Raw genomic sequence first — 17,208 nt, 5'->3', positions numbered from 1 at the left:
GGCTATGCGCCCACCAGCGCGGGCAACTCGTCCAGGCGCTCGATCACCGCGCGTGGGGTACCGGGTAGGCGTTCGCGGGGCAGGCCGAACCGGTTGATCCAAACCACCTGAAATCCGAAATGCGCGGCTCCCGCGACGTCCCAGGCGTTGGAGGAGAGAAAACAGACCGCATCCGCCGCTAGCCCCAGCCGGTCGCAGGCCAGTTGGTAGGTGCGCGGATCGGGTTTGAATATCCCGATATCCTCGACCGATAGAATGGGGTCGAGGCGATCCGCGAGACCCGCATGGGTGACCGCGCTCTCCAGCATTGCCGGTGCGCCATTTGACAGGATGGCGGTCGCCATTCCGGATGCGCGAAGCCGGTCCAACGTCGCCGGCGCCTCCGGATAGCAATCGAGGCGGAGATAGAGGTCCATCAGCCTCTCGCGCAGTTCCGGCCTGTCGCCGAGGCCCGTCGCCTCCATCGCGAAATCCAGGCCGTCGCCCGTCAATGACCAGAAATCCCGATGAGCCCTCATCAGGCTGCGCAGCCAAGTATATTCGAGTTGCTTCTGTCGCCAGAGCTGGGAGAGCCGGTCAGCTTGCGGTCCGATCTCCGCCTTCATCGCGCCGACGGCCGAATGAACATCGAAAAGCGTGCCATAGGCATCGAAGACGCAAGCACGGGCACCGTGGATTTCCGGCAAATCGGTCATTGTTTTGCTTTTGCTCCCTTAGACTTTCAGCCGATAGCGGACATAATCGTCCGCGCCGCCGGCGAGCCGATCATAGAGCGCGCGGGCGGTCGCATTGTCGGTTTCGGTCATCCAATAGACGCGATCCAACTTCTCCGCCCTCGCGCTTTCCTTCACCGCCTCGATCAGGGCGCGGCCAACGCCCCGGCCGCGTGCGTCGTCGGCGACATAGAGGTCTTCCAGATACATTTCCCCGACCGTGCACCAACTCGACGGGTGCGGGAAGTGCAGGGCGAAGCCAAGCACCGCGCCACCCGCGCGATCGCGCGCGACGAAGCACCGAAAGGGATGTGTTTCGTCCAGGATCCGGCGCCATGTCGCGCGGGTGGTCCCGTCCGGCAGGTGCGCTCTGTAGAAACGCAGATAGCCATGCCACAAGGTCAGCCATTCCGGCTCGTCGGCGGCGGTGGCGTGTTCGATCGAAAGGGCGGGGGCGGGCGTTTCCGGCACCATGATCGGAAGCCTTCCACGCCCGCCCGCCCGTGGCAAGCGGGGAGGACGCTTCCCATCCTCTCCCGCCGGATCGGTGTGGTCTCAAGCGGCGCGCATGTCGGCGAGGAATGTATCGACCGTCTTGCGCAGGCTGTCGGCGCGTTGCGATAGGTCGGTCGCCACCGACTTGACTTGGCCGGCGGCGTTGCCGGCCTCGGAAGCGGCCTGACTGACGCCGGTAATGTTATGGTTCACCTCCTGGGTGCCGGCGGCCGCTTCCTCCACATTGCGGGCGATTTCATGGGTGGCGGAGGTTTGCTCCTCGATGGCGGAGGCGATGCTGGTCGAGATATGATCGATCCGGTCGATCGTCTCCGCGATCTTGTCGACAGCGCCGACCGCCTTGCGCGTCGCGCCCTGCATGTCGCCGATCTGGGATTCGATTTCCTCCGTCGCCTTGCTGGTCTGGGCGGCCAACGATTTCACTTCGTTCGCGACGACGGCGAAGCCCTTGCCGGCCTCCCCGGCGCGGGCGGCCTCGATCGTGGCGTTCAGGGCCAGCAGGTTGGTCTGCTCCGCGATGTCGGAGATCAGTTCGATCACCTTGCCGATCCGGTCCGCCGCGCCGGTCAACTCGCGTACGTCCTCGTTGGTGGCTCGGGCGGTGTCCACGGCTTCGCGGGCCGTGCTGCTGGCGGTCGCGATCTGGCCGGCGATTTCGTTGATGGCGTTGGAGAGTTCCTCCGCGGCGGAGGAGACGGTCTGTACGTTCGTCGTGGCCTGTTCCGACGCGGCCGCGACGGTGGAAGCTTGAGTGCTCGTTTCCTCCGCGACGGAGGACATCGTCTCGGACGTGGCCAGCATCTGCGAACTGCCGCTCGATACCGCTTCGAGAACGCTCGCGACTTCCTTCTCGAAACGTTCGGTCAGTTCCGCGACCCGCTTGGCGCGTTCCTTCTGCTTATGCTCCTCCTCGCGGCGGCGCTCCTCTTCCAGCTTTTGCTGTTCAGCCAATTCGTCCGAGTGGATTTTGTTCTCCCGGAAGATTTCGATCACCCGGGCCAGGGTGCCGACCTCGTCCTTCGAAGCGACCTTGAGCTCGATGGAGGTATCGCCCTTGGACAGTGCTTCCATCGTTTCTATGGCGCGTGAGAGCGGCCGCGTGATCAAGGCGGCTAGGCTGAAGGACAACAGCACGCCGATGAGTAGGGCGGCGGCGGATGTAGCCGCGATCAGAATGATCGCTGTGTCGCTGGTGGCGCGGGTGTCGCCGACCTTGGCCGTGATGGCCGCCTTCGTTCGTTCGAGCAGATCGGTCAACATGTTGCGCAGATCCGCCTGCGATGTGCGCGCATCGTTGATCGAACTGGCGATGGTGAAGAGGTTGCCCCCCGACAGTCCGTCGAAAACCTCCTCCGCCTGGCTCTCGTATGTCCCGATAAGCTCGCCGATCCGGGAAAGCGTGGCGGCACGGTCCGTGTCCGCCGCCGCGCCCTCGACCAGGCGCGTATGGAGGGACGAAACGGCCTCCCCCTGCGCGACGAATTCCTCGCGGAGCGTTTTCTCCAGCGTTTCATTGCGTTGGGAGCTGTTGGCCAGTGTCACGAACCGGTTGAATATCTGCGCGCGTTCGAGCTGTGTCACCGTCAATTCGCTGGTCAGCGTCGTGGCCGGTAGCTGATCGGTGGTGAGAACGTCCAGGTCCCGTCCGATCTCGTTCAATTGGTAAAGCCCGATGCCCGCGTTGACCGCGAGCAGGACGAGGATGACCCCCGCCATTATCATCAATTTTACGCGAATCCTGGCGTCCTTGAACCAGCCGAGAAGCGGTGCCTTCATACGTTTCATTCCCCGTTCATGTCATGCCTCGACCCGCCCGCGCCCGCTATCCCCATGCCCGCGATGGGTGGGGGTAACGGTAGGCGCGCGCCACTTTTCGCCGGCGCGTGCGGTGATGGTGGGCCAGGGGGCGCGTGGGCCCCGGCATCGATCATATTCCCCCTCCGCCCATCCTGTAAGTATCCCTATAAGCATAATGGAAATCTAACAAAATTCGCTCCTCCGGCGAATGTTGCCCGTGCGTCGAGTGGCCGGTGGGCGAGTGGGGCGGTGTCGGCCGTCGACGCCGGAATGAATTTCTTTCGAAATATGGTCTGGACAGGGCCGATCCGATTTTCTACAGATAGCGCCGCTCGCGGGGGGCACTCGAAACGTCCTCCAATCCGGGCACGCCCAGGTAGCTCAGTTGGTAGAGCATGCGACTGAAAATCGCAGTGTCGGTGGTTCGATTCCTCCCCTGGGCACCATTTCTCCTGACGTCGAACTGGCGCTCCAGTTTTGGTTCGACATCCCTTTGGGATGGCGCACCATCTTTCCCCGCGCAAATCAACGCCTTGGCGGTATCGTCAGATCGGGCCGTTTGAGTGGTAGACACCTTCAAGCCGCTCCCGTTGGATACTTCGCGGTTCGGCGGCCGCATGCCGCTCCGTGCCCACGGTTCTTGGCGTCTTGACCATCTGCGGGATATCGACGCCGCGTCCGTCCCGCATCCGGCCTTCGCCGTCGTTGATAGCGAACCAGAATGACATTTGTTCGAGGCCGAACGGTTCACGAGCGAATATTTTGCGCGCTTATTGATTGTTCTTTTCTTAAAATACGTTTTCAACATGCGCCGTCGCGTGAAGTTTTTCATTAAACGGCGGGGAAACGGGGGGCGCTCATGGAATGCCGGTTGTTAACAATCACCGCTTTTGTATAGTCGCGAGTAGTATGAGGTTTGAACGATGCAGCGGGAACGAATGCATCGTCCGGTCTTTGTCGGGATTGTCCTGACGAACGGGGATCGAGCGAAGCGCCGCGGGGTTCGGGCCCGAAACCGCGACGGAGTCGGTCTGACGTAACAGGGGCACGCCGTCGGTTCGACTTTGGCCTGGACGTCGACGCGGCAGAACGCCCCATCCGCGACGGGGTTTCGGAACGCGGATTGGCACGAGATGCGTGGTCCGTATGTTCCTGAACGATACGTTCACTCAATTCATCGAATATCAGGGCAGCGCGCTACCGCTGGTCGGTGATTTCCGGTTCGATCTCGTAGCGCTGTCCGTCGCGATCGCGATCGTCGGGGCATGGTCGGGATTGGCGAGCCTGTCCCAGGCGGAAAGCCTGGCGGCGGGCAATCCCAGGACCGTCCTTCTGTGGAAGGTCGCCGGCGCGCTTGGGTTCGGTGGCTCGATCTGGGGCATGCATTTCGTCGGGATGTTGGCCTTCTCGCTCCCCTGCGGGATTTCCTACGACTTTATAACCACGGCGATTTCCATCGCTCCCGGAATTCTCGCCAGCCTGACCGCCCTTATCGTGATCGGACGCACGGATTTCGGTTTCGGGACGCGTCTGGTGATCGGCGCGGTTCTGATGGGAGCCGGTATCGGGACGATGCATTATACCGGCATGGCCGCGATGCGGCTGCCGGCGGTGCTGCTGTATGATCCGGTTCTGGTCGCCTTGTCGGTCGTGGCGGCGGTCGCGTTGTCGCTGATCGCGCTGCTGGTGGCGAGCTACCGGCGGGAAGAGGCCGGGTTTTCCAAGCTTCGGCAGTATGTCGCGGCGGTCATCCTCGGGTGCGCCGTGGCGACGATGCACTATGTCGCCATGCAGGCGGCCGTGTTCTATCCGATCAGCGGGGCGGAGCCTTTCACCGACGATCTGTCCCAGGGCATCCTCGCCCTGTTCGTGAGTCTGGGCACGCTCGTCCTTGCCGTCGGGGTCGTCGCGGCGTCCTTCGCGGCCCGCCTGAAGGAGACGGCCCGCGTCCTGGCCGAGGAAGCACAGCAGCGCAAGGCGGCGGAGGAGGCGGCCCGCGCGGATCAGGCGCGGCTTCAGGCGATCTTCGACACGGCCGCCGAGGCGATCATTGTGATCGATGTCGACGGCATCATCCGTAAATGGAGCCAGAGCGCCGAGCGTATGTTCGGCTACCCCGTCGAAGAGGTCGTCGGGCGTAACGTCGCGATGCTGACCCACGGCATCTCGTCCGCCGAGCATGACGGTTTCATCGATCGATATCGGCGAACCGGCGAGGCCCGTATCATCAATATCGGGCGCGAGGTCGTGGCCCGGCGCCGTAATGGGGAACAGTTTCCCGTCGAGCTTTCCGTCGGAGAGGCCGTCGTGGGGAATGAGAGCTTCTTCACCGGTGTCGTGCGCGACATCTCCCAGCGTAAGGAAGCGGAGCGGGAACTGATCGAGGCGCGCCAATTGGCGGACGCCGCGAACGAGGCGAAGTCCGCCTTCCTGGCGAATATGAGCCATGAGATCCGCACCCCGCTCAACGCGATCATCGGGGTGACGCATCTGCTGCGCACGACCGATCTGACGGAGCGGCAGGCAGGCTTCACCGAGAAGATCCGTACGGCGAGCCGCAGCCTGCTCGCCATCGTCAACGACATTCTCGATTCCTCGAAGATCGAAGCCGGCAAGCTGGAGATCGAGCATATTCCCTTCGACATCGAGAAGGTGCTGCAGGACGTCACCGCCGTCGTCGCCCAGCGTGCGGCGGCCAAGAACCTGGAGTTCCTGCAGGAGGTCGGCTCGGATGTACCCCATTCGCTGATCGGGGACCCGCTGCGCGTCTCCCAGATCCTGACCAACTACGCCAACAATGCCGTGAAGTTCACGGAAAGCGGCGAGGTGGTCGTTTCCGTTCGTGTCCTGTCGCAGGACGATACCAGGGTGCGGCTCAGAATGGCGGTGCGGGATACCGGCATCGGAATAGCCGACGACCAGCAGTCGAAGCTGTTCCAGTCCTTTCAGCAGGCCGACGCCACGACGACGCGACGCTTCGGCGGTACGGGCCTCGGCCTGTCCATCACCAAGCGCTTGGCGGAGCTGATGGGGGGCGATGTCGGCGTCGAGAGCCGGGAGGGCGAGGGGAGTACCTTCTGGTTCGAGGGCGATTTCGCCAAGGACGACAATGCCGAAACGCGAAGCGCGATGCCGCCGCGCGCGTTGGACGCGCGGGCCCTGGTCGTCGACGACAATGAAAGCGCGCGCACGATCCTGGTCGGCATGCTGCGGGATATGGGCCTCTCGGTCGATGAGGCGGGGAGCGGGCCCCGCGCGCTCGAACTGGTGGAGGAGAGACGCAAGGGCGGCACCCCCTACAGCCTCGTCTTCATCGATTGGCAGATGCCGGAGATGGACGGGTGCGAGGTGGCCCGAAACATCCGCGCCATGACGCGTCAGGGTGAGGGAGCCGCGGAAGGGCGGCAGGAGGAGGGGCCGGCCCTGGTGATGATTACCGCCTACGGCCAGGAGAACCTGCACGAGGCCGCGGAAGATTGCGATATCCTGGCGGTCCTGTCGAAACCGGCCAGCGCCTCGGTTCTGTTCGATCTGGTCGTTAGGCTTCTGGACGGAGAGAGCCTGGAGGACCTGCGGTCCTTCGACGAGCCGGAGCCCCTGCCACAGATTCCCGATCTCTCCGGCATGCGAATACTGCTGGCCGAAGACAATGACACCAATCAGGAAATCGCGACGGAACTTCTTCACGAGACCGGGGCGACGGTCACCGTGGTCGCCAACGGCCGGCAGGCCGTCGACCAACTATCGACGTCGCCGTTCGATGTCGTGCTGATGGATGTGCATATGCCGATCCTGGACGGTGTCGCCGCCACGCGCGAATTGCGTCGGGACGATCGGTTCCGAACCCTGCCGATCATCGCGATGACGGCGAATGTCATGGCGGGCGACCGGCAGCGCTTCATCGAGGCCGGCATGACCGAGCACATCGGCAAACCCATCGACGTCAAGCAGTTCTACGAGACGCTGGCGCGCTTGAGCGATCGCGAGGGCGCTTTCGTCGAGCCGTCAGGCAACCGGCCCGGCGCGGTCTCCGGCGCGGCGGAAATCAATGTCCGCGATCTCGACACCCGCAGGGGGATCGCGAACGTTGCCGGTCGCGCCGACCGCTACCGCATGGTTCTGCGGCGTTTCTGCGACGGTTGGCCACGCATGGAAATGAATATCCGCGCCGCCTTGGGCAATGCGGATACGCTGCCCCTTGAACGGGAAGCGCATACCTTGAAGGGGCTGGCGGCGACGATCGGTTCCGTCGGGCTGGCGCGGCGTGCGGGCGCGCTTGAGGAGCGGGTTCGTGCCGGCGCATCCGTCCTGCAGATCGAGGACGACGTCGTCGCGCTTATCGGGGAGACGGATGCGCTGGTCTCATCGATCCGCAGCCAGATGCCCGAAGAGCCGGATGGGAATGACGTGGCCGCTGATGACGGCGGATCGTTACGCGGCGACCTGTCGGATGCGGATAATCGCGAGGCTCTGGCCCGTCTGGCTAGGCTTCTGGCCGATGACGATGCCGAAGCCGTGGAATTCAGCACGACATGCAAACCGGCCCTGTGTGCCATTCTCGGCAAGGAGCGGGGCATGGCCGTGGTCGCGCACGCGCAACGTTTCGAGTTCGAGGAGGCACTGGCCCTCATTCGGTCCGCCGGTCCGAGCGGCGGATCGGCCGTGGCAACGCAAGAGAAGGGTGACCATGAGTGATCAGGCAATGGCCACGGTGCTGGTCGTGGACGATACGCCGGATAACCTCGCGATCATGAGCGATCTCTTGCGCGATGCCTATCGCGTGAAGGTGGCGACCAGTGGCGAGAGCGCGCTTCGCATCGCGGGCGCGGACAGCCGGCCGGACCTGATCATGCTGGATGTCATGATGCCGGGCATGGACGGGTACGAGGTTTGCCGACGGCTGAAGGAGGACCGGCGCACCCGCGACATCCCGGTGATCTTCCTGACCGCGCGCACCGATCCGGATGATGAGCGGCGGGGTCTGGAACTCGGTGCCGTGGACTTCATCTCCAAGCCCGTTAACCCGCCCTTGGTGCGCGCGCGCGTTCACAATCATCTGATCCTGAAAAGTCACGCGGACTTCCTGCGCAACAAGGCGGATTGGCTGGAAAGCGAGGTGCAATCGCGGACCCGCGACGTGCAGCGCATCAAGGAAGCGACCATCGTCGCCATGGCCTCGCTCGCGGAGACCCGTGACAACGAGACCGGCAACCATATCCGGCGGACCCAGAACTATGTTCGCGCGCTCGCCGAGCATCTGAGCGGCCATCCCGATTTCGCCGCCGTGCTCGACGCGGAAACCATAGACCTCCTCTATAAGTCCGCGCCTCTTCACGACATCGGCAAGGTCGGCATCCCGGACAACATCCTCCTGAAGCCGGGCCCGCATACGGCCGAGGAATTCGAGATCATGAAGACCCATGCGACCCTCGGCGCCGAAGCGATCCTGGCGGCGGAGGAGTTGCTGGACGCCTCCCAACTTTCCTTCCTGCGCCATGCCCGCGAGATCGCCCAGACCCATCACGAGAAATGGGACGGCTCCGGCTATCCGGCCGGGCTGAAGGGCACGGACATTCCGCTTTCCGGCCGGTTGATGGCCGTCGCGGACGTCTACGACGCCCTGATCACCAAGCGCGTCTACAAGCCCGCCTTCCCGCATGAGAAGGCGATGTCCATCATCCGCGAGGGGCGGGGTAGCCATTTCGACCCTCGTCTCGTCGATGCCCTCGACCATATCGAGGACCGCTTCATCGAAATCGCCCGGGAATTCGCGGACGATTAGAGAGGGTCGCTGCCGCGCCATTCGACGGACACGGCTCGCGGGTGTTTTTTCCGGAGTGCTTGCCTTCATATTCAAAAGGCCGGAAAGTTCATCCGAGCCGAGACCGTCGATCGGACGGGGCGCGGTCGTAGGGGCCGATAGGCGGAACCTTGACGGTCGCGCCGATCGGGATGGACGCAACGCTTGGGGCCAGGGGCGAAGGGGCATGCCGATCACGGACCGTGCGGACCAGTCGCTTTCCCCTCGCGCCGCCGTGGCGGAGCCCATCGGATGACCGAATTCGCGGCCCATTCCCCGCCCAAGTCCCACCCGGACGCGGCATGGCACGGCTTGCGGGAGCATCTAGAGGGAACGGCGCGTCACGCGGCCGATCTGGCCAGGCCATTCGGCGGCGAGACGGCGGCGGCATTGGGTGGCCTGCTCCACGATCTGGGTAAGTACGATCCGGCGTTCCAGGCCTATATCCGTGGGCAGGGACCGGGCCCGGAGCATGCGATCGCCGGCGCCGCGTGGCTTTGGCATGCGGCGGGGAGTGGCGAGGAGAAACTCGTCGCGCGGCTCCTGGCGCATGCGGTGGCGGGGCATCATGCCGGGCTGCCCGACACGGACGCGGCGCTCGGCGGGTTGCGGGATCGCGTGAATGCCGTCGAGGATCGTCTCGACCCAAGCTGGCGGGAGGAGATCGCGCCGGACACCGCCGGCATTTCGCCGCGCGGCTTCACCGCGAGCGGCCGGAACCGCGTGGCGTTCGAGCTCGCCTTCCTCGGTCGCATGCTCTTCTCCGCCCTGGTCGATGCCGATTTCAAGGACACGGAGGCCTATTACAGCGCGATCGAGGGGCGGACGCCCGATCGCGCCTGGCCGGCCCTGGGCGATATCCTGCCCGATCTGCGCGCGCGCTTCGACGCCCATATGGCCGGGATAGCCGTTGGGCGGGAGAAGAGGCCCGTGGACGACTTGCGGCGCGAGGTGCTGAAGCATGTTCGGGCCCAGGCGGACCGACCGCCGGACAGCTTCACGCTGACGGTGCCGACCGGCGGCGGCAAGACGCTGACCTCGCTCGGCTTCGCGCTCGACCATGCCCGGGCCCACGGGCTGCGGCGGATCGTCTATGCCATTCCGTTCACCTCGATCATCGATCAGACCGCCGCGATCTTCAAGGAAGTGCTGGGCGAGGACGTGGTGCTGGAACATCATTGCGCGATCGAGCAGGACGGCCAGGGCTGGAAGGCCCGCGCCGCCCGCGACAAGCTGCGTCTGGCGATGGAGGATTGGGCCGCGCCGGTCGTCGTCACCACCCATGTCCAACTGTTCGAAAGCCTGTTCGCCGCCCGCCCGGCGCGCTGCCGCAAGCTTCAGGCGCTGGCCGGGGCCGTCATCGTGCTGGACGAGGCGCAGACCCTGCCGCTCGGCCTGCTGAAACCCGGCGTCGCGGCCTTGCGCGAACTGGTCCGCAGCTATGGTGCCAGCCTCGTGCTGTGCACCGCGACGCAACCGGCCCTGGACCGGGGGCATTTCACCGCCGATCCCTTGATGGGCCTGGAGACGGCGGGCAAGGAATTGGCCCCGGACCCGGCGCACCTTGCCCGGCGCCTGCGCCGTACCCGGTTCCGCCATGCCGGGCCGATGGACGACGCGGCGCTGATCGACGCCCTGGCCGAAACCGATCAGGGCCTGGTCATCGTCAATTCGCGGCCCCATGCGCTGGCCCTGTACCGGGCGGGGCGGGCGGCGGCGCTGGACGGGTTGATCCATCTCTCCACCCGGCAATGCGCCGCCCATCGCCGCGCCATCCTGGCCGAGGTGCGCGCGCGCCTGGAGGGCGAACGCCCCTGCCGGGTCGTCGCCACCTCCCTGGTCGAGGCCGGGGTCGATGTCGATTTCCCCCACGTCTGGCGCGCGGAGGCGGGGCTGGAACAGGTCGTCCAGGCGGCGGGACGCTGCAACCGCGAAGGCAAGCGCGCGGCCGGGGACAGCATCGTCACCGTCTTCCGGGCCCCCGACCACCCGGCGCCGCGCGAGTTGCGACGCAACGCGGAGATCTTCGCGCGCCTTATCGAGGGCGGCGCCGACTGGACCGCGCCGGAGACGGTCGAGCGTTATTTCCGCGAACTCTACTGGACCCGCGGTCCCGAGGCATTGGACCGGCATGGCCTGCTCGATCGGTTCAAGCTCGATATCGGCGGCCCGTCCTTCGCCTATCGGTCCGTGGCGGAGGACTTCCGGATGGTGGCGGATACCGGCGCGCCGGTCATCATCCCCGATCCGGCGAATGCCGAGATCCTGGCGGATCTCGACAATCCGCGCATTTCGTCCGGCGCGCTGGCCCGGCGGCTGCAAACCTGGATCGTCCAGCCGCCGGGACGGGAGCGCCAACGGCTCATCGACCTTGGCGCCATCTATTTCGCCGGCGGCCGCGAGCGCGCGGACCAGTTCGCCGTGCTCTCCACGTGCCACGACTCCCGCGCCGAACCGCTTTACACGCGCGAGACGGGCCTGATCTGGGAGGCCGACCCCGGCGCCTTCTCCGCGATCCTGTGAATGCCCGCGCCCGGCCCCAGCCGCATGCGGGGCGGTGGTGGCGGCGACTGTCCCCAAAAAAAAACGGCGCCGGGGTGCCCCGCCGCCGTCAGGAAGCCGCCTACGATGCCGGCACCGGCTCGAACCGCGCTTCCATCCCCCTTATCACCCCGGTCGAGCCCGACCGCGACATGCTTATCGGCTCCACGCCCCCGCGTGGGGGGCGACTTGGTAATACTGGACGCTCGCGGGGACTCGATGGTTTCAATCCACGCCCCCGCGTGGGGGGCGACGCGAAGGGCCAGATCGACATGGCCAAGGAACGACTGTTTCAATCCACGCCCCCGCGTGGGGGGCGACCGCCGCCGCGCTCGTGCCCGCGCTCGTGCATTGATAGTTTCAATCCACGCCCCCGCGTGGGGGGCGACAGGATGCCTGCCATGTGCGCGGCGTCTCCTGCCGCGTTTCAATCCACGCCCCCGCGTGGGGGGCGACGGGGCCGCGACGACGTAATCGACGCCGCGTATCCGGTTTCAATCCACGCCCCCGCGTGGGGGGCGACCTGCGCACCGCCGATATCGCGGCGGAGGCGGGCCTGTTTCAATCCACGCCCCCGCGTGGGGGGCGACGTGAGATCGCAGACCGCCGTCTCGACCCACTCAATGTTTCAATCCACGCCCCCGCGTGGGGGGCGACTCGCCGGACGCTGGTTGCAGGCGATCAGGATCTTGTTTCAATCCACGCCCCCGCGTGGGGGGCGACCCGGTGGTTTCTCCTGGCGCAGGAAGTCTGCCTTGTTTCAATCCACGCCCCCGCGTGGGGGGCGACGGGATGCTTTCGCCCACCTTCGTCCCGTTCGCGGTGTTTCAATCCACGCCCCGGCGTGGGGGGCGACGTGCAACGCGGGCGGCGCGCCATCGACGCGGGCACGTTTCAATCCACGCCCCCGCGTGGGGGGCGACCAGCCCGCCTGACTATGCGGCCAATGTGCCGTCGGTTTCAATCCACGCCCCCGCGTGGGGGGCGACGCCCTTTCCCGATCGATAGGGGAGGGTTCCTATACCCCTGTTTCAATCCACGCCCCCGCGTGGGGGGCGACAAATTGCAGCTGCACCGTGGGCGCGCGGTCGCGGTTTCAATCCACGCCCCCGCGTGGGGGGCGACGGGCACGCTCGCGGGGATTGGCCTCGGGCACGCGGTTTCAATCCACGCCCCCGCGTGGGGGGCGACGCCATGTATTTGCCCATTTGGCAATATCGTGCGCATGTTTCAATCCACGCCCCCGCGTGGGGGGCGACCGTATCGCTCTTGAACTTCCGCCTTGCCTTCATCGTTTCAATCCACGCCCCCGCGTGGGGGGCGACCGCGCGGATATGCGAGTCCTTGGAACGCATCGCCAGTTTCAATCCACGCCCCCGCGTGGGGGGCGACGATCTTGCGCGTCCGGATATCGCGCAACCGCCGCCGGGTTTCAATCCACGCCCCCGCGTGGGGGGCGACCCCCGCCTCCGCCAGCATGGCGGACAGCTTGGCCGTTTCAATCCACGCCCCCGCGTGGGGGGCGACTCCGGACGATGGCCGACACCTTTCGGAGCCTGGGCGTTTCAATCCACGCCCCCGCGTGGGGGGCGACCCGTCGCCCGTGGTGACCAAATCCCGCCCGCGCCGGTTTCAATCCACGCCCCCGCGTGGGGGGCGACCCGCCCAGCCTCGCAATCGCGCCAGAACGGGTCCTGTTTCAATCCACGCCCCCGCGTGGGGGGCGACACCGGCGCAAAAGATCGTCGGCCGTGGCGTCGGGGTTTCAATCCACGCCCCCGCGTGGGGGGCGACCAGGCGAGCCACTTCTCCGCGATGACGGCTTGGCCGTTTCAATCCACGCCCCCGCGTGGGGGGCGACGGCCCTATCTGTAAGGCCATGAAAATGTTGGCGCAATGCGGAGGATTCCGCGAACCTCGGCGGGCGAGGGGGCTCCTTGCCTCGGCCGGCGCGGGGATGCCGGTGCTTTATTGACGATTTCCAATAGCTTGCGGTGTTCCGCGAACCACCCGGCGAAAAGCCGCGCGCTTGGGGTTCGCGGAGGGCGGCCTTCCTGCCCATCCCACCCATCGTCAATCCTGGCTTCATCCCGGTATTGAAATCAAGGGGCAGGGGGCGGCGCCACCCCTTACGCATTGACATTGGAGCCCGCAACCGAAACGTGATCCTTGCCCGGTAGGCACGCAATGGCTAGCATCCTCGTCACGGGCATGGGAGGGGCTTTATCGGATGGCATTCGGCGTCAGGATTCACGTGTCGGGCGCGCGCGCCTGCTTCACCCGCCCGGAATTGAAGGTGGAGCGGGTCAGCTACGACGTGATGACGCCGTCGGCGGCGCGCGGAATCCTGGAGGCGATCCACTGGAAGCCGGCGATCGCCTGGGCCATCGACCGCATCCATGTGCTGGAGCCGATCCGCTTCCAGACCATCCGCCGCAACGAGGTCGGCCACAAGGTCCCGATGGGCAAGGTGCGCGCCGCGATGAAGGCCGGGTCGCTGGACGGGCTGGAGCAGCGCGTCGAGGAGGACCGGCAGCAGCGCGCGGCGACCATCCTGGTCGATGTCGCCTATGTCATCGAGGCGCATTTCGACCTGACGCCCGCGGCCGGGCCGGAGGAGACGGAAGGCAAGCATCTCGACATCTTCAACCGGCGCGCCCGGCGCGGGCAGTGCTTCCATCAACCCTATCTCGGCACGCGGGAGTTTCCGGCCAATGTGAGCCTGCTGGCGCCCGACGCGGCGGTCCCGCCGGGCAAGGGCGGGGGCGCGGGCGGGGTCGGGGATCGGGACCTCGGCCTGATGCTCTATGATATCGACCATGCGAACGGCCGGACGCCGATGTTCTTCCGCGCGCGGTTGAGGGACGGCATCCTCGACGTGCCGAAACCCGGCGCGCCGGAGATCCTGCGATGAGCGTGCTGGCCGCCCTGACGCGGGCCTATGGCCGCATGGAGGAACGGGGGCTGGTTCCGCCCTTCGGCTATTCGATCGAGAATATCTCCCATGCCGTCATCCTGGGCCCCGACGGCATGCCGTCGGGGACGCCGCGCGACCTGCGGGATTTCCAGGGCAAGAAGCCGAAGCCGCGACGGTTGGCGGTCCCGGCGGGCGGTAAGCGGACCTCCGGCATCGCCCCGAACTTCCTGTGGGACAAGACCGCCTATGCGCTGGGCGTCAGCGCCGGGCCGGGCAAGCGGTTGGAGCGGGAGCACGAGGCGTTCAAGACGCTCCATCGGGAGGCCCTGGCCGCGACGGAGGACGAGGGGCTGCGCGCCCTGTCGCTGTTCCTCGACCTGTGGACGCCGGACTGCTTCGCGCGATGGAGCTGGCCGGAGGAGATGCTGGACCAGAACATCGTCTTCGCCCTGGAGTCGGAATGGTTGGATCGTTTCCTGCACGACCGGCCGGCGGCGCGCCATCTCTGGGCCTCCCGGATCGCCGGCGCGGATGCGCCCCATACGGACGCGTCCAATACGGATGACTCGGGCGCGATCTGTCTGGTGACCGGGGAGAAGGGGCCGGCGGCGCGCCTGCACCCGGTGGTCAAGGGCGTGTGGGGCGCGCAGAGTTCGGGGGCGTCGCTGGTCTCCTTCAATCTCGACGCCTTCACCTCCTATGGGCATGAGCAGGGCGGCAACGCCCCGGTCGGCGCGCGGGCGGCCTTCGCCTATGGCGCGGTGTTGAACAAGTTCCTGGAGACGGGGTCCCGCCACCGGCTGCAGGTCGGCGATGCCTCCACCGTGTTCTGGGCCGACGGATCGGACGCGGAGGCCGCCGACCTGGCGGAGGCGGCCTTCGGCGTCATGGTCGCCGGGGTCGACGACGCGACCCAGGCGAAACGGGTCGCGCCGATCCTGGAGCGTCTGCGCGCGGGCCGGCCGATCGCCGACTTCGCGCCCGGCCTGGACGCGGGCGTGCGGTTCCACGTGCTCGGCCTCGCGCCCAATGCCGGGCGCATCTCGGTCCGTTTCTGGGTGGAGGATGATTTCGGCGCCATCGCCGCGAATTACGGCCGGTTCCTGCGCGATATCGCCGTCGAGCCCGGTCCGCGCAACCCCAATACGGGCCTCTTCGGCTATCTGATCCAAACCGCCGTGCAGCGCAAGTCGGAGAACATCCCGCCCAATCTGGCCGGGGCATGGATGCGCGCCATCCTGACCGGCGCGCGCTATCCGCTGCCGCTGATGACCGCGGTCCTGATGCGCATCCGGGCCGACGGCGTGGTCAATGCCGAACGCGCCGGCATGGTGAAATCCGTTCTGATCGGAACCCTTGGAAAGGAGGACGTGCCCGTGGCCCTGGACCCCGACAACGCCAGTATCGGCTATCTGCTCGGCCGTCTGTTCGCCGTCTATGAGCGCGCCCAGACCGATGCGCTCGGCAAGCTCAACGCCACCATCAAGGACCGCTACTACGGCGCCGCCTCGGCGCAGCCGGGCAAGGTCTTCCCGCTGCTCAACAAGGGGGTGCAGCCGCATCTCTCGAAGCTCGGCAAGAAACACGCCGGGTGGCGGAACCGTCTGGAGCGCATGATCGGGGAGATCATGGAGAATATCGATCCCGGCCCCGATGCCTTTCCGCGCACGCTGACGCTGGCGGATCAGGGCCTGTTCGCGCTGGGCTATTATCACCAGCGGCAGGCCTTCTTCAATAAATCCTCCGGGGCGGAAGAAACCCCGGAAGAGACGCTCGAAACGGAGGCCCCGCAATGACCGCCATCGCCCATCGCTATGATTTCGTTCTTCTGTTCGATGTCGTGAACGGCAATCCGAACGGCGACCCGGACGCGGGCAACCTGCCGCGCCTCGACCCCGAGACCAATCGCGGCCTGGTCAGCGACGTCAGCCTGAAGCGCAAGATCCGCAACTATGTCGAACTCGCCCGGAGCGATGACCCCGGGCATGCGATCTATGTCCGCGAGGGCGCGATCCTGAACGAGGCGCATCGTCGCGCCTATGCCGCCGTGCGGCCGGACGACGACAAGGTCGCCAAGGCGGAGAAGCTGAGTCCGAAATCCGACGACGAGGCGGCCGAGCTTACCAAATGGATGTGCGGGAACTACTTCGACATCCGCACCTTCGGCGCGGTCATGGGGACCGGGATCAATTGCGGCCAGCTTCGCGGGCCGGTGCAGCTTTCCTTCGCCACCTCGGCCGAACCGATCGTGCCGTTGGAGGTGTCCATCACCCGCATGGCGGCCACCACCGCGAAGGAGAAGAAGGCCCGCCGGGACGGCGAGGGGGGCGACGGCGACGCCGCCGACGAACGGCACGACAACCGCACCATGGGGCGCAAGCATATCGTGCCCTACGGGCTCTATCGCGCGCACGGCTTCATCTCGGCCAAGCTGGCGATACGGACCGGCTTCTCCGACGACGATCTGGCGACGCTGTTCGAGGCGCTCGGCACCATGTTCGAGCATGACCGCTCCGCCGCGCGCGGCGAGATGACGAGCCGGCGCCTGATCGTCTTCAAGCATGACAACCCCCTGGGCAACGCCAAGGCCCATGACCTCTTCGATCGGGTCCGGGTCCGGCGCATGATCGACGGCGAGGTGCATCCGATCGACGGACGTCTGAACAACTATCCCCCGGCGCGGCGCTACGCCGACTATGACGTGGAGGTCGACCGGTCCGACCTGCCCGACGGGGTGGAGATACTAGAGCCGGCCTGACGCGGCCGCGCCGGACGGCGGCACCGTGCCGAGGAGGAGGCCCATGGCGATGGAGCAGGGGGACGCGCCGATCCCGATCTCGGCCCTGCAGCATGCGGTCTATTGCCTGCGGCAGGCGGCGTTGATCCATCTCGAACGGGTCTGGGTGGAGAACCGACTGACCGCC

General features: G+C 66.3%; 9 protein-coding genes, 1 tRNA gene and 1 CRISPR repeat array. Of the genes, 7 read left to right on the top strand and 3 right to left on the bottom strand.

All coding sequences use genetic code 11. The annotated features are described in order from the left end of the window. Positions 1–2: 2 nt before the first annotated feature. The 3 genes from KAJ83_RS02820 to KAJ83_RS02810 form a co-directional block, all read right to left on the bottom strand. Positions 3–695, bottom strand: coding sequence for a haloacid dehalogenase type II (locus KAJ83_RS02820; RefSeq protein ID WP_210680487.1), 693 nt, complete (start codon positions 693–695; stop codon positions 3–5). An 18-nt stretch (positions 696–713) separates the two neighbouring features. Further along, complete coding sequence (locus KAJ83_RS02815; protein WP_210680486.1) at positions 714–1,187, bottom strand: GNAT family N-acetyltransferase; 474 nt, start codon at positions 1,185–1,187, stop codon at positions 714–716. A gap of 81 nt (positions 1,188–1,268) precedes the next feature. Beyond that, positions 1,269–3,014 carry a methyl-accepting chemotaxis protein gene (locus KAJ83_RS02810; protein ID WP_210680485.1) on the bottom strand — a complete coding sequence of 582 codons (1,746 nt, stop codon included), beginning with the start codon at positions 3,012–3,014 and terminating at the stop codon, positions 1,269–1,271. A gap of 382 nt (positions 3,015–3,396) precedes the next feature. Here KAJ83_RS02810 and KAJ83_RS02805 point away from each other — a divergent pair. From KAJ83_RS02805 to cas7c, 7 genes are all read left to right on the top strand, one after another. Continuing rightward, positions 3,397–3,472 (top strand) — tRNA-Phe (locus tag KAJ83_RS02805). Between the two features lie 700 nt (positions 3,473–4,172). Then, positions 4,173–7,721, top strand: a complete 3,549-nt coding sequence (locus KAJ83_RS02800) for a response regulator (RefSeq protein WP_246484226.1) — start codon at positions 4,173–4,175, stop codon at positions 7,719–7,721. Continuing rightward, positions 7,714–8,808: a response regulator gene (locus KAJ83_RS02795; RefSeq protein ID WP_210680483.1), complete on the top strand. Its 1,095-nt coding sequence runs from the start codon at positions 7,714–7,716 to the stop codon at positions 8,806–8,808. The genes KAJ83_RS02800 and KAJ83_RS02795 overlap by 8 nt, the downstream gene beginning before the upstream one ends. A gap of 270 nt (positions 8,809–9,078) precedes the next feature. Continuing rightward, the gene (locus KAJ83_RS02790; protein ID WP_210680482.1) at positions 9,079–11,349 is read left to right on the top strand and encodes a CRISPR-associated endonuclease Cas3''; all 2,271 of its coding nucleotides are present in this window, start codon (positions 9,079–9,081) and stop codon (positions 11,347–11,349) included. 175 nt (positions 11,350–11,524) lie between these two features. Then, positions 11,525–13,228: a CRISPR direct-repeat array (repeat unit 32 nt; unit sequence GTTTCAATCCACGCCCCCGCGTGGGGGGCGAC). A gap of 369 nt (positions 13,229–13,597) precedes the next feature. Further along, positions 13,598–14,281, top strand: coding sequence for a type I-C CRISPR-associated protein Cas5c (cas5c, locus tag KAJ83_RS02785; protein ID WP_210680481.1), 684 nt, complete (start codon positions 13,598–13,600; stop codon positions 14,279–14,281). After that, positions 14,278–16,080 carry a type I-C CRISPR-associated protein Cas8c/Csd1 gene (gene cas8c / locus KAJ83_RS02780; protein ID WP_210680480.1) on the top strand — a complete coding sequence of 601 codons (1,803 nt, stop codon included), beginning with the start codon at positions 14,278–14,280 and terminating at the stop codon, positions 16,078–16,080. The genes cas5c and cas8c overlap by 4 nt, the downstream gene beginning before the upstream one ends. Next, positions 16,077–17,042, top strand: coding sequence for a type I-C CRISPR-associated protein Cas7/Csd2 (cas7c, locus tag KAJ83_RS02775; protein WP_210680479.1), 966 nt, complete (start codon positions 16,077–16,079; stop codon positions 17,040–17,042). Before cas8c ends, cas7c begins: the two co-directional genes overlap by 4 nt. Positions 17,043–17,208 lie beyond the last annotated feature (166 nt).

The organism is Marivibrio halodurans (assembly GCF_017963645.1).
In the GTDB taxonomy this organism is placed as follows: Bacteria; Pseudomonadota; Alphaproteobacteria; order UBA8366; family Aestuariispiraceae; genus Marivibrio; species Marivibrio halodurans.
Note: the sequence above shows the minus strand (reverse complement) of the source record. Positions and strands in the feature narration are given on the sequence as shown.